This is a genomic window from Shewanella sp. ENK2 (assembly GCF_043568515.1).
Taxonomy (GTDB): domain Bacteria; phylum Pseudomonadota; class Gammaproteobacteria; order Enterobacterales; family Shewanellaceae; genus Shewanella; species Shewanella japonica.
In genome coordinates, this window is sequence record NZ_CP171406.1 from 2,876,263 (window position 1) to 2,888,770 (window position 12,508).

At 38.0% G+C, this 12,508-nt stretch carries 13 protein-coding genes; 3 read left to right on the top strand and 10 right to left on the bottom strand.

Features of this window, described 5'->3' with window-relative positions; all coding sequences use genetic code 11:
* From ACGEDC_RS12535 to ACGEDC_RS12555, 5 genes are all read right to left on the bottom strand, one after another.
* Nucleotides 1-300 carry a hypothetical protein gene (locus ACGEDC_RS12535; protein WP_394493559.1) on the bottom strand — a complete coding sequence of 100 codons (300 nt, stop codon included), beginning with the start codon at nucleotides 298-300 and terminating at the stop codon, nucleotides 1-3.
* Nucleotides 301-585: 285 nt separating this feature from the next.
* On the bottom strand, nucleotides 586-1,092 hold the full coding sequence (locus tag ACGEDC_RS12540; protein WP_394493561.1) for a DUF2726 domain-containing protein: 507 nt from the start codon (nucleotides 1,090-1,092) through the stop codon (nucleotides 586-588).
* A gap of 124 nt (nucleotides 1,093-1,216) precedes the next feature.
* The gene (locus ACGEDC_RS12545) at nucleotides 1,217-1,405 is read right to left on the bottom strand and encodes a hypothetical protein (RefSeq protein WP_394493563.1); all 189 of its coding nucleotides are present in this window, start codon (nucleotides 1,403-1,405) and stop codon (nucleotides 1,217-1,219) included.
* Between the two features lie 13 nt (nucleotides 1,406-1,418).
* Entirely contained in the window at nucleotides 1,419-1,853 is a 435-nt protein-coding gene (locus ACGEDC_RS12550) for a DUF6795 domain-containing protein (protein ID WP_394493565.1), read from the bottom strand.
* A 533-nt stretch (nucleotides 1,854-2,386) separates the two neighbouring features.
* Nucleotides 2,387-3,079 carry a transposase gene (locus ACGEDC_RS12555; RefSeq protein ID WP_394493567.1) on the bottom strand — a complete coding sequence of 231 codons (693 nt, stop codon included), beginning with the start codon at nucleotides 3,077-3,079 and terminating at the stop codon, nucleotides 2,387-2,389.
* Nucleotides 3,080-3,446: 367 nt separating this feature from the next.
* Between ACGEDC_RS12555 and ACGEDC_RS12560 the strand changes: the two genes are divergently transcribed.
* The gene (locus ACGEDC_RS12560; protein ID WP_394493569.1) at nucleotides 3,447-4,013 is read left to right on the top strand and encodes a hypothetical protein; all 567 of its coding nucleotides are present in this window, start codon (nucleotides 3,447-3,449) and stop codon (nucleotides 4,011-4,013) included.
* Between the two features lie 234 nt (nucleotides 4,014-4,247).
* Here the strand turns inward: ACGEDC_RS12560 and ACGEDC_RS12565 are convergent, their stop codons facing one another.
* Together ACGEDC_RS12565 and ACGEDC_RS12570 are read right to left on the bottom strand one after the other, a co-directional pair.
* Nucleotides 4,248-4,427 carry a hypothetical protein gene (locus ACGEDC_RS12565; RefSeq protein ID WP_394493571.1) on the bottom strand — a complete coding sequence of 60 codons (180 nt, stop codon included), beginning with the start codon at nucleotides 4,425-4,427 and terminating at the stop codon, nucleotides 4,248-4,250.
* Nucleotides 4,428-4,589: 162 nt separating this feature from the next.
* A complete protein-coding gene (locus tag ACGEDC_RS12570) occupies nucleotides 4,590-5,024 on the bottom strand; it encodes a DUF6795 domain-containing protein (protein WP_394493573.1) in 435 nt (144 codons plus the stop codon).
* Between the two features lie 1,088 nt (nucleotides 5,025-6,112).
* Here ACGEDC_RS12570 and ACGEDC_RS12575 point away from each other — a divergent pair.
* Both ACGEDC_RS12575 and ACGEDC_RS12580 read left to right on the top strand, forming a co-directional pair.
* On the top strand, nucleotides 6,113-6,571 hold the full coding sequence (locus ACGEDC_RS12575) for a hypothetical protein (protein WP_394493575.1): 459 nt from the start codon (nucleotides 6,113-6,115) through the stop codon (nucleotides 6,569-6,571).
* A 300-nt stretch (nucleotides 6,572-6,871) separates the two neighbouring features.
* Nucleotides 6,872-8,986: a TonB-dependent siderophore receptor gene (locus ACGEDC_RS12580; protein ID WP_055022577.1), complete on the top strand. Its 2,115-nt coding sequence runs from the start codon at nucleotides 6,872-6,874 to the stop codon at nucleotides 8,984-8,986.
* Between the two features lie 539 nt (nucleotides 8,987-9,525).
* On the opposite strand, the gene ACGEDC_RS12585 is transcribed toward ACGEDC_RS12580, so the two are convergent.
* The 3 genes from ACGEDC_RS12585 to ACGEDC_RS12595 are packed head-to-tail and all read right to left on the bottom strand — an operon-like array spanning nucleotide 9,526 to nucleotide 12,410.
* A complete protein-coding gene (locus ACGEDC_RS12585; RefSeq protein ID WP_394493578.1) occupies nucleotides 9,526-11,313 on the bottom strand; it encodes a tetratricopeptide repeat protein in 1,788 nt (595 codons plus the stop codon).
* A complete protein-coding gene (locus tag ACGEDC_RS12590) occupies nucleotides 11,286-11,762 on the bottom strand; it encodes a hypothetical protein (protein ID WP_394493580.1) in 477 nt (158 codons plus the stop codon). Before ACGEDC_RS12590 ends, ACGEDC_RS12585 begins: the two co-directional genes overlap by 28 nt.
* 9 nt (nucleotides 11,763-11,771) lie before the next feature.
* Nucleotides 11,772-12,410 (bottom strand): response regulator, encoded by a 639-nt coding sequence (locus ACGEDC_RS12595; protein ID WP_394493582.1) that lies wholly within the window; start codon nucleotides 12,408-12,410, stop codon nucleotides 11,772-11,774.
* Nucleotides 12,411-12,508: the final 98 nt, after the last annotated feature.

A 12,508-nucleotide genomic window follows, 5' to 3' on the forward strand; every position in this document is an offset into this window, starting at 1 on the left:
TTATTTATTGGAGTTGAGTTCATCGAGTATGTCGTAGCCATAACTTTTAAACCTACTTCCCAAAAATGCAGACATAGTTAATAGGATTAAAAGAAAATATATGGCAGCGTAATTAGTCTCTATAAATACAATTATTCCTGCGAATCCCACAATTTTAGATTCAACTAACTGTTGTGTAAGATAAATACTAGGTGCAACTAAAACAGTTATAATGATAGATGTATGAAGGTTTTCACCAATTTTTATCATCGATTCAGCATGACGTTTTTGAGATTCAGCACTTCTTTTTTCATTCATCATCTTCTCAATGAGTGAGGAGGAGTCAACTTTTCTCTTTGTGCTTGCGTGGTTCAAATGAACTGGCTTTTACAAGCGAATGATTGGCTTCTTCTTCCCTGAAAGGCGTTCTCTTATTGGATTAAGAGCTTGGCCTGCGTTTGTTTGTGTTGGCTCTACAATACGCCATTTTTTTAATCAATTGCAATGGGTTAGCGCACTGTTTTGCCCGAAAGTTTGAAATTAATTCATTTAAAAAGCAGGATGTTACAATATGTATCACTAATTGTGTTTTGGTGGTGCCGATTGCTAAAGACTACCTTTGATTTCAGGCGTTAAAGACTGCTCAATGACTTGTTTTACTTCTTGCACTGAATATCTCGCTTTGGCTGGAAATCGTATGAGTGGCAGTTGGGCGCTTTCACAAGCATCATTAATGAGTGCATCACGTTTTTGAGCTTGTTTACTGTTATGGCTTTTATCATCTAGCTCTATGGCTGCAACAAACTCCATGGTGTCGGGTTTACACAATATATAGTCGAAGTGCTTGGCTGAAATCCGATTAAATGCGGTTTGCCAGTTGCTACGGTTTAAGCCTTTTTCAGGGGTAAGCACATCGGCGACACGTACTTTTGCAAATACACGATATTCATTCGAACAGGCTGTATCAAGCACACCCAAGAATGAACGTTCAGCATGACTGAATAACTTGGTTTTACGGCGATAATTTAATTGCTGTGGGCGGCTAATAAGGGCGGTAAATAGCCTAATAAGCACCATAAACACCAATGCTAAAATAAGGTAGGTGAAATCCATTATTCATTCTTGAATTGACAATAGGTGAACAGTGTAACAAGAGTGAGCAGAGTAAACTTAATTTTTATCTTTAATAGGGGCGTATTACTGAGCAATCACTACTATCAAAAAAGCATCACGACTTTTAATTTTTTGCTTTAGCAACAAAACCGCCTGATGTACCGATAATCGCAGTTTTACAAATATTGAAAGTGAAGTGTTTATCTAAGCTTATACTCGTATCAAGTCTTAATTGGCCATTCATAAGTGGAGCCATTGCTTGGTATGCAACACTGGATAGTTCGGCTACCAATTTGGGGCTTAATGCTTTCATTTTAACATCTTTGTTATTTCAAATTACAAATAGAGAAAACCTTATAACTCTTTTCACCTTCAATATTCGTCTCAATTCTATAATCTTTTTCAGGATTAGTAATTTCAGCAATAAGGTTATTTAACTTAGGCTTAAATGCCTCAATGGTGCTAATACCATCTTGATACGCATACCAAAGTAAGTAATTATTTGACTCAACATCTAAGTATATTGCTTGTCTAACAACGGGTTCATGCAGAATATTACCTGGTAAGCGCGATTTGATAGATTTTGCTTCAAAGCTAAACTCACCATTAGCATTCGTTATGCAGTTATCTAGATATTCTTCGTCAGCGTAGGTTAGGCTGCGTTCTATAAGTAGGTTTTCAATAGGGGTACCATTATTAGAGATTTTGCCATTAACCTCTGGGCATAATTCGACAGTATATTTCTTAAGCATTCCTAGCATACTTTTGCTCCTTGCAAGTAAGGTGAACGATTATAATCTTCATATATAATAAGTAAACTACTTGAAGCAAAAGTCGAATTTGTGATTATAAGTTATTGATTTATTTGTTTTTAAGTGTGTATCTTTGCTTTTTGAGTAGTTAATTCTGGCGTGCAGGGAATAAGTGGGGGCAAACTTTGCCCTCAGTTATCCGTATTCAGCTCAAGTACGATATAGAGCGATTTAAAAATTAACCTTAAATAAGTGTACGTCGGGATGAATTGTTCGGTAATGTTATTCTTATAGGCTATATACAGCTTTAAAATTCTTTGAACACGATTAGGAAGAAAGTACCTAATATCTCAGGGAAAATGCAAATAAGTGGCAAATAAGTGGGGTCAGAGTAAACTTAATTTTTTGCTTTGTAGGGGCGTCCCATTGTCTTTGGTTTCATGCTGTTTCCTGTGAGTTTTTCTATCTCGTCTTTAAATTTATCATTCCCAATCGCCATGCCTTTGTTGGTTGCTTGGCGAATAAGTGCGGTCAGAGTAAACTTAATTTTTTGCTTTGTAGGGTCGTCCCATTTTCTTTGGTTTCATGCTTTTTCCTGTGAGTTCTTCTATCTCATCTTTAAATTTATCACTCCCAATTGCCATGCCTTTGTTGGTAGCTTGGCGAATATCCTCAATGAGTTTGCTATCTAGGTGATGCTTAAACAAAGCTCGGTAATTCGATAGTCTTTTTTCTGGTTCTAGATGAGTTGATAGATAAACCTGATGTGGGGTGCAAAGTTGTGAAGCTTTACCAAGTGCATTAATTCGATAGCTTGACCAAGGATATTCAGCTGGGTCATTCACCATATTTGCCCTAACAGGATTGAGTTCTATATAACGGTAGAGTTGAATTAAATAATCCTCACTTTGAACCAAGCAGGATTTAAACCTTCCCTCCCAAAGTGTGCCTGTTCGTTTATACGTGTGATTGAAGTATCGAACATATTGTCGGCCGAGTGCTTGCATCATCTGGCTTATGGAGTTTGGGTAAAGCGGGGTACATAACAGATGCACATGATTAGTCATGAATACCCAAGCGTGTATTTCTACATGAAATTTATTAGCATAATCTTTTAACCAACCACTATATGCTTTGAAATCCTGTTCTGATGTAAAACAAGCTTGGCGATTATTGCCACGTTGAATGACATGTTGAGGGATTCCGATTGGACTAACTCTAAGTTTTCTAGGCATGTGCAAGTTCCATTTGCAAAAGCGAATAAGCTACTGAGTATAGTTGATTCATTTAAGTTTACTCTGACCCCACTTATGTATGACCCCACTTATGTAAGTTTACTCTGACCCCACTTATGCACTTATGCAAGTATAGTTGATTCATTTAAGTTTACTCTGACCCCACTTATGTAACCCCACTTATGTATGACCCCACTTATGTAAGTTTACTCTGACCCCACTTATGCATATTATTGGCTATTACAGCCAAGTTAGGCCGCATCAATATAATGGCGGTTTAACACCAAACGAGTCAGAGAAAAGGTACTGGCTAAACTATAAAACCGTGGCCAATTTAACTTGACCACTACACTCGATGAGCAAAACATTGAAAGAGAATGAAATCAGAATTAGCCCTACGCAAGGCCTATTCTTTATTGCTGTATTACTGTTATTTATCCTTGGTTATTTCTACGGATTGATTCAAGAAATAAGTATGTTAAGCCGCATTGAGGAAGGGGCTGCCTTAGTTAAGGTTAGACCCTCAACACCGGCATTGTTGGTCATGGTACCTGCGTTGATGGTACTCATCGCAGGGATTGTTTTACGCTTATTAAATAAAATGACAGCGAAGCGTCAGAAGGTTGGGCTTGTCATCATTTTTGCTAGTTTCCCATTATTTCTAATGACTTGGTTTATTTTTTCACTACAACTCTCTGACAGACTCGAAACACATGGTTATAGCGAGTGTGGTTGGTATTCTGGAGCGTCTTTTGGTGCCCCCCAAGTCATGGTGTTAAACGAGCAGTTTTGTATTAAAGAAGGTTACCAAGTTCGTATCGATCTTTTAGATTGGTTTGAGCAACAATATCGAACTGGAACGGAAGTCTCAGTTGAAATGGTGTCGAAAAAACAACAGCAATTATTAGATGATTTTCAGCGAAAGTTTAATTGATTATTCCATCAAAGGTCTGGCTAATTATAAAGAGCAAACTGTTCATATTTGTGCCGTAAAAAAACAGTTTTTCATAGCCTAAAGGTAAATTTATCTGCTTGTTGTTTGCATTTTCAACAAACGCTCAGCAGGCTTTTTGTAAGCTCAAGCTCAACTAAATTAATATATTCACTTAACTCAGTTTTCATTGATTCAAATACAGAGTTAAAACCTGCATGTACTAAAGCACCGCGCTCAGTTTGATCTGGTAGAAGCTCGTGCGTCAGTAGATAAATCATTTAAGCTTGCAAAGTTAGTCCCACGAACGGCGATAACAATATCATTTTTATATTCTTGAATCTTGCCTTGGCCAACTAATGCAAAACCTGTTTGTTGATTTTTAGTTTTAGCAACAAAACCGCCAGATGTCCCCATTACAGGTTTAGAAAATGAATCAAAATTGAAGTGACGTGCTAAATTATTGCTTACATCAAAAATGCTTCTGTTTAAGATTGCTTTTTTTGTATGCAGTAAGCTGCAGAGGACAGTTCCCTAACCATAAACGGTGTTAATTTACTCATAAAATCATCCTTGAAATTATTTTAATAAACAGATAGAACTGGCTCTAAATGGTGAAGCTGAAAACTCAATATTTTCGAACTCGTAAACTTGTTCGTCGTTAGTCAGTTCACCTTCCAAATTACTCATTAATTGAATAAATATTTCAGGAGTATATATCTCTCTCTGATTTGCAAACCAAATAAGAAGCTCCTGATCCTGAAACTCAGTAAATATAATTTGTCTTATAACTGTTTCGTGTAAAACATTACCAGGAAGTCTCGATTTAATAGACTTAGCTGGAAATGTGAACGTTCCATCTAAACTCGTTACGCACTTTTCGACAATTTCGTCGTCATTGTATGTCAGGCTTCGAGTAACAGTTTTATTATGAAATGGTAGATTGTTATATGTTAATTTTCCATTAACCTCTGGGCATAATTCGATAGTGTATTTTTTAAGCATTCCTAGCATGCTTTTGCTCCTTGCAAGTAAGGGGAATGATTATAACTTCCGAAATAAATTAGTGAAATATTTCATTACTAAGTCCTTAATTATATTTTGCTGTTTTAGTGTTATCGGTTAAATAGTCTCAAGCTCTGCCAAACATACGTTTTAATCATTTGTGAAAAGCAGAATTGTCATAAAGTCAACAATGTTCCACTTTAACACTTTTCAATTTAACGTTATATATAGCTAATAGTGATGTAGTTGATTATTTTTAGCTGGTATAAGATAAGGCAATATCAACTGATAGTTAGATTGACACAATAAATGGGATTATTAATTAATATTCATCAGATTCCTTATTATTTACCTATGAGATAAAAATATGGAAGTTTTTATCTATTTGATAATTAAATTTTTTATGTTAAAAAAATCAAATGCAAAGATGAATTAGAAGCTCTGGCAGGTGTAATTTTATACCGTCACTTAACAAAAGAAGCAAAATACCAGTCTATGTTAATGATTCATCGTCTACAAAATCTTCCTTTAAAAGGGAGACTCATTGAGAAAATCACAGATGTAACTGTGAACCCACAATGGGGAGTTTGGTCATTCTCAAATACCGAACTATTAAAAGATCAAAAGTTTCATGACACAATTAATACATATGCAAGCACTCTAGGGGGATCAGCTTCAGCGCTCAGTAGCAAAGATTTTGCGGTTACATTGTGGAAGACGTGTAAGGTATCTAAAGGCGGGTGGGTAAGTTTGGTTATATGGGGTTCTGTCTATTTTAATGCTAGTGAATTAAGTAAGGCCAATAAGGAATTATCCAACAGAAGTCGACTTTTAGATTCGGCACATTATTAGTTATGAATATTTTTATAGCTTCAATCATATATATAATTAATTTCGCTGGATGTGCGTGGGTTTATTATTCTGCGAATGAATCTAATAGAGAAATATTCTTTTATGTAGTTTTGTTTTTTGCCAATGTTCAAGGGGTTTACCTTGGTTACAAAATTTCGAAGCTGGAAAAAGACTAAGTATATACTTGTACTTTTTTATTTTTTAGTTTGCTGTTTTCAATTTCACTTTCAGCTGCAAATGAGGAAATGTGCTCTAAAGATAACTTTAAGGACGTCTTTCATCACTTTGAGGTATCTAAAAACATTGATGGAACCAAATTAAAAGTTTCGGCTGAAAGCAGCAAGTTTTCTTGGAACTTTTCTGTGGCTCCCCTTAACAATGAAGACCCTTTGTTAGTTAATAAAAATCATATTAAACAGAATGCTATGCATAACCTTGTCGTAGATAATTTTGTATTTATGCTCGAGGATGAATTATTTTATACTACTGAAAAAATTGAAAAGTTTAACTTTGAAAATTGGCAAGGGGCGTTAATTTTTTCAAATGCAGGTATGACTGGTTCAGAAGTTATCTTTATTTTAGGAACCAAAAAGAAATTTGATACTTATTATTTTACTAAACAAGTGGTTATAGGTAGTGACGAACTTTCTTGGGAGCCAAACGATACCCATATTTATAAAGAATTTTTGAGGCTTTGTGCTTAGGTACTTAATGCTTAGTTTTTGTATTGATTCTATTCAACTTTTATGGGTTAAACTGCTAAATCCAAGACGACTTATTGCTCACTATTGTCCGCACCTTTCAAATATTATCTATTGAACCGCTAATTTTATCGTTATGCATTCTTTTTGAACATAAAAAACTTCAAGCCTTTTTAAAAGGTTTATTACCCAATATTGCGGTTGATCTTATTTTGACGATTTGTTGTGAGACTTGGCTTTGACGAAGATAATGATATGTTGTAACATTGCGTTTTTTTAATCAGCCCTCATCGAGAAAAGCACGTGAAAAAGCATTTTCTATACTCAATACTTATCATTTCTAATGGTGCAATTGCACAAGATAATATAACCCCAACGTCAGAAAACCAAGATGACATTGAGCGTATTGAGGTGAACAGATTATGGCAGCCTTACCGAGGTAATGTGCCATTGATTGAAACGCCGCAAGCCGTAGATAGAATTAATGCAGAAACCTTACAAAACGAGGGCATTACTCGTTTTATGGATGCCTTAGATTACTCGCCTAGTGTGGTAAGACAAAATAATTCTGGCGGTATGTTTGATAGTTTTGCTATCCGTGGTTTCTCTGGCGACGAGAATAACCCAACGGGTTATTTAGTGAATGGCTTTAATTCACGTGGCTACAACGGTAATCGAAACACGGCTAACATCGAAACTATTGAAGTGATGAAAGGGCCAGGGTCAGCGTTATATGGTCAAGGTGAGCCAGGTGGTACTGTCAATATTATTACCAAAAAGCCTCAGTTTGTTGAGCAGGGTTATATTCAAGGTACTTTAGGTAATTACAATACCAAGCAAGTTGAGTTCGACCATACGAAAGGGATAAGCGATGATGTTGCTTACCGTATTAATGGTTTCTATGAAGATTCAGAGACATTCCGTGACCATGTTGATGTTGAAAGCTTAAACTTAAGCCCATCTTTATTGTGGAATATTTCTGATGCGACAAGCCTAAGCTACGAAATGGAAATCTTAGATCAAAGCAAACCATTAGATCGCGGCGTGTATGTACTAGATAACGACTTTGATTCTGTTGATACATCGGCTTTTTATGGCGACACGCGTGACGGCGCTCATGAAGTGAAAGCCTTAGGTCATCAGTTATTGTTAAACCATCAATTTAATAACCAGTGGCATTTATTAACGGGCTTAGCGTACAGAGATTCATCTTTTAAAGGCCAATCGTCTGATACTGAGCTATCTGACGGTCGACAGCTGATTTATACCAACCCAGACCTGTTATCAAGACAGCGACGAGAGCGAGATTATCAAGCGCAGGATTTTTCAGCTCGCTTTGAAGTTAGCGGCGACGTTACGTTAGGCGGCGTTAAGAATAATCTATTAATCGGGTTAGATTACTATAACTTCCAACTTGATACTGATTACCGAGTGTGGAGAACGGCTTGGGGATCGGGTGATACGACTTATGCCATCGATCCGAATAATCCTGATTACACAATGGATCAACCTGAAACCTCACCAACTACATTGACCTCTGAAGAGCAAAAAGGCTTGGGCTTTTATGCACAAGATTTAATTGAGTTAACTGACAGAGCCAAACTGTTACTTGGCTTTAGGGTAGATAAATTTAACCAACATATTTTGAATAAGATTGATAACGAATCACAAGAACAAGATCAAACAGAAGTGTCTTCTCGTTTTGGCTTTGTCTATGAGTTAGATAACAATATCAACCTATATACAAGCTATGCAGAAGGTTTCAGACCCAATCCAGGTTTAGATTCAGACAGAAACCCATTCGAGCCAGAGCAAACCAAATCGTTTGAAGTGGGCCTTAAGTGGCAAGATGTGGCGGACAGGTTTTCAGGTAGCTTAGCGCTGTATGATGCGAGTAAAACCAACATGCTAACAGCTGAGCCAGACACTGGTTTATCTGCAACGCTAGGTGAAGTAGAAAGTCAGGGCGTTGAGTTTCAATTAACCACAGCACTCACCGCCGATACCAGCATTGAACTCGCCTATGCTTATACGGATGCAAGAACTGCCAAAGACTTAATTGATAACGATTGGGGCGTGCCTATTCCTAAAGGTTCTCGCTTAATTAACGTTGCAGAGCATGTCGGTCACGTTGCATTAAGACATTACACTGACATCATGGGTAAAGAAGCTTACTTTGGTGCGACGGTAAACTATGTTGGCGATCGTTTGGGTGAGACCACTGATCCAGACTACATTTTGCCAGCATACACATTAGTGAACTTGTCAGCAGCAGTCGATCTAACGAGCCGATTTAGTCTAATGATCGATGTGAACAACTTATTTAATGAGCAGTATTTTGAAAGCTCGTATCATAAGTTGTGGACTATGCCAGGTGAGCCGATTAACTTTACGGCGAGTGTTAAATATCAGTTCTAACTTATTGTATTAATTGCTGCTTAGGCTTGTTATTACATCGTTGAACCTCGACTCTAGTCCTCATTGACACCAGTCAACTCCGGGCTAGAGCCATCGGTTCGCCTTGTACTAACATCGCCAGCGACGCAATTTCAGGTGTATAGCTAGTAAGACTGCATCAGCCGCTACTTTTTGCATAGCTCGAAATAAGGAGTTTGACACCAGTCAACTCCGTGGCAAAAAGCAGCGGCTTTTTTGTCTTACTATCGGCAGTAACGCTACTCGGGTTAATTGGGTAGGCACCGGCGACGCAATTTCAGGTGTTTAGTTAGTCATACTGTATCAGCTGCAGTTTTTCGATACTCATTGACAGCAGTCAATATCGTGTCGAAAAACAGCGGCTTTTTTGTTTTACTTTCGGCATTAGCACTGCTTAGGGTTGGGTTTACCAGCGAAGCAATCAATGTAAAGTTATTAATAAGCGACTGTCGAGTCGCTTTTTTCTTGGCTGGAATTTTATAAAGCTTGAGTGGGTTTATTCAGTGATAATCTGAGTAAAATTATTGCTGACATAGTGGAATGCGAATAGTGACGGCTAGGCCGCCGAGGTCACTTTTGGAGGCGAAGATAGTGCCTTCGTGAGCTTCGATGATGTTTTGGCTGATAGACAAGCCAAGGCCTGAGCCGCCTGTGCGTCTATTGCGAGACTTCTCCACTCGATAGAGTCGTTCAAATATCTTTTCGAGTTCTTCATCTGGTACGCCAGGGGAACTGTCTTTTAATACTAGTATTAAGTTGTTTGAATTAACCGCTAGACTCAATGAAATTTGACCGGGTGCGTCCGTGTATTTAATGCTGTTAGTGAGCAAGTTAGATAGCACTTGTTTGATGCGGTCAGTGTCGATATTCACCAGCGCTGTATTGGCGTTAATAGCCAGATGCCACTCAAAGCCTTTGGCGCTAGCGTAGTGTTCAAATTCTTCGCCCCAGTTCATTAAGATAGGGACAAAGTCGACTTGGCTTGCTTCAAACGATAAACCATTGACATCAGACAAGGCGAGCTCGTATATATCGCTGATCAGGTGGTTTAAATCATCGATTTTAGTACCGAGTTTTTGATAACTTAAGTCAACATCATCAACCAGTTGATATTTTAGTGCATCTACCTGTAATTTGAGTGCGGTTAACGGGGTACGCAGCTCGTGAGAAACATCCGCTAGAATCTGATTTTTTTGATTTAAGGCATCTTGGTAAAGATTGGCTTTTAATATTGCCAATTTACGGCGTTGATAGAAAAAATAAATCAGAACCGTAAACAAAAAAAGCAACACCAAGGCGATAAATATCACGCCTTGAGAGATGGTTTTATGGACCTCAGCTTCCGCTTCAACCGCTATATTTTCTTCCTGTAATTTAGCGACTTTAATCTGTTCTTCGAGCAGGTCAATATCACGCTTATGTTTCTCGATTTCTCTAATTCTTTGCTCCGAGTGAAGCTGGAGTTTTATCTTAAACGCTGACTCTAGATGCTGGTGGGCATCATCGTATTCACCTAGTTCGTGGTGAATATTACTGAGTAATTCATTGTCACTGAGTTGATGATCTAGCAGGCCAAGTTTATTTGAGATAACGAGTGATTTTTCTAGATATTGTTTTGCTCTAGGGTAATCAAAGTTTTCTAAATAATAAGCGCCTAAGTCATGCCAGACCTGCCTTAATTGATGATCTGTTGGCGCCAGTTTGGCGGTATCTACCGCTATGGTTAAATGTTTAAATCGTTGAATATTGTCGTTAAGTTTGTTGTAGATTTTAGCCATTTGCAGGTGAGAGCGAGACAGCAATTGATTGGCAGACTCGCTTGTAAAAATAGCGATGGCTTTATCGGTGTAGTCAATTGCTTTATCAAAGTCATTGGTTTCAAGATAGATGCTGCCGATTCGGTGGTAATCAAATCCCATATCTTGAATGCTATTAAGTTGTTTATCGTAATCCAGCGCTTTGAGGTAAAAGCTCAGTGACTTGGTGTAGTCGTGAGCGCGGTAATATAATTCACCTAGGTTAAAATAGTTGCCAGCGAGTTCTTCAATGTCGTTTGTTCTTTCAAAATAGCGCATGGCTTTAATTTGATATTCTGCGGCTAACACTAAATCACCTTCTGATTCGTACAACACGCCTAGTTGGCTGAATATCTGGGCTTCACTGTTGTAGTCTTCGTTTTGCTGAAAAATCTCTAGTGCAATTAAGTAGTATTCTTTCGCTTCTTTAAGTTTCATTTGCAATCGAAGAAATACGCCAGCGAGTTGATATAAACGCCCTAGTTCTATGGCCTCGGGTAATGCGATAGGCAAGGCCTGATTGACGATGATATCAGCGGCTTTGGCATAGTTATTTTTGCGCCTTTCAAAAATGCTGCGCTGATCAGTACTTTGATTTTAAGTTCATCGTGATAAGTGGGAAGCGCTGTAACTAACTCATTTAGTAACTGTTCCGATTTGGCTTGTTGGCCGCTTTTACGATAAATGGAGACCAATTTTAATTGAGCGCGCACAAGATCATCGCCTGTCGCGGTTTTGATGATGTCTTTAACTTGCCACTCTGCCTTTTTAGATGATGACGTAATGTCATTTAGTTGAGCTTCGATATCAGAGGTGGAGATAGGCTGACCTTGTGCTTGCACAATACTGATACTGTGAATACAGCCAACAACCAGCAGCACTTTAATGAATAAACTTAAAGTGCTGCTGATGAGTTGGATAGTGCTTGTTTTAGCGAAGACAGAAGCGATAGCCTGCTCCATAAACCGATTCTATAGGATTTTCAGTAATGCCAGCCTCTTTAAACTTATTGCGAATTTTTTTACGTGACTGTCGATCGTTCTATCTGTGATATGACGATATTGAGGGTAGGCCAGATCTAATATTTCATCGCGTGAATAGATCCTGTCAGGTTTGTTATATAGCAGTGAAAATAAGCTTGCCTCAAGAGTAGATAGCTCGACCTTTTTGTCTTGATAAACCACTTTGCCTTTTTCTGGGTCGACGGTGAGCTTTGAAAAGCTAACCGTTCCGTGAGTGCGGGCTAACAGTGATTTTGAGCGGAGGATAAGTTCCATCGTGTCAAAAGGTTTGCACAGATAGTCATCAGCACCCGTGCTAAGGCCAATATTTTTATCAGATTGATTGACCTTGGCGGTGAGCATGATGATGGGCACATTGCTAAATTGCCTTATTTCTTCACAGCATTCTATCCCTGTTTTATTGGGTAGCATGATATCTAAGACGATAAGGTCAGGTTGGTATGTTGAAACCGCTTGAATCACATTAGCACCATCATCAATATGAAGCGTTTCTAAGTTATGGTGGTGATAAAATAATGCCAAGCTTTCGGCAATATCAAGATCATCTTCAACAATTAAAATTTTTTGTTTTTCTTGTGTTTCGTTCATGTGGTATACCGCAGCTGGTCGTTCCTTGTTCCAGCACTACCCCTTTTAGTTATTACAAAACAGCTAAGTATTGTAAAACGTCCATGGCTATTACAAGT

Coding starts and splice junctions, on each gene's coding strand:
- ACGEDC_RS12540 (WP_394493561.1), bottom strand. CDS start 1,092: ATGGATTTCACCTACCTTATTTTAGCATTGGTGTTTATGGTGCTTATT.
- ACGEDC_RS12550 (WP_394493565.1), bottom strand. CDS start 1,853: ATGCTAGGAATGCTTAAGAAATATACTGTCGAATTATGCCCAGAGGTT.
- ACGEDC_RS12545 (WP_394493563.1), bottom strand. CDS start 1,405: ATGAAAGCATTAAGCCCCAAATTGGTAGCCGAACTATCCAGTGTTGCA.
- ACGEDC_RS12595 (WP_394493582.1), bottom strand. CDS start 12,410: ATGAACGAAACACAAGAAAAACAAAAAATTTTAATTGTTGAAGATGAT.
- ACGEDC_RS12535 (WP_394493559.1), bottom strand. CDS start 300: ATGATGAATGAAAAAAGAAGTGCTGAATCTCAAAAACGTCATGCTGAA.
- ACGEDC_RS12555 (WP_394493567.1), bottom strand. CDS start 3,079: ATGCCTAGAAAACTTAGAGTTAGTCCAATCGGAATCCCTCAACATGTC.
- ACGEDC_RS12590 (WP_394493580.1), bottom strand. CDS start 11,762: ATGGAGCAGGCTATCGCTTCTGTCTTCGCTAAAACAAGCACTATCCAA.
- ACGEDC_RS12570 (WP_394493573.1), bottom strand. CDS start 5,024: ATGCTAGGAATGCTTAAAAAATACACTATCGAATTATGCCCAGAGGTT.
- ACGEDC_RS12565 (WP_394493571.1), bottom strand. CDS start 4,427: ATGGGGACATCTGGCGGTTTTGTTGCTAAAACTAAAAATCAACAAACA.
- ACGEDC_RS12575 (WP_394493575.1), top strand. CDS start 6,113: ATGTGCTCTAAAGATAACTTTAAGGACGTCTTTCATCACTTTGAGGTA.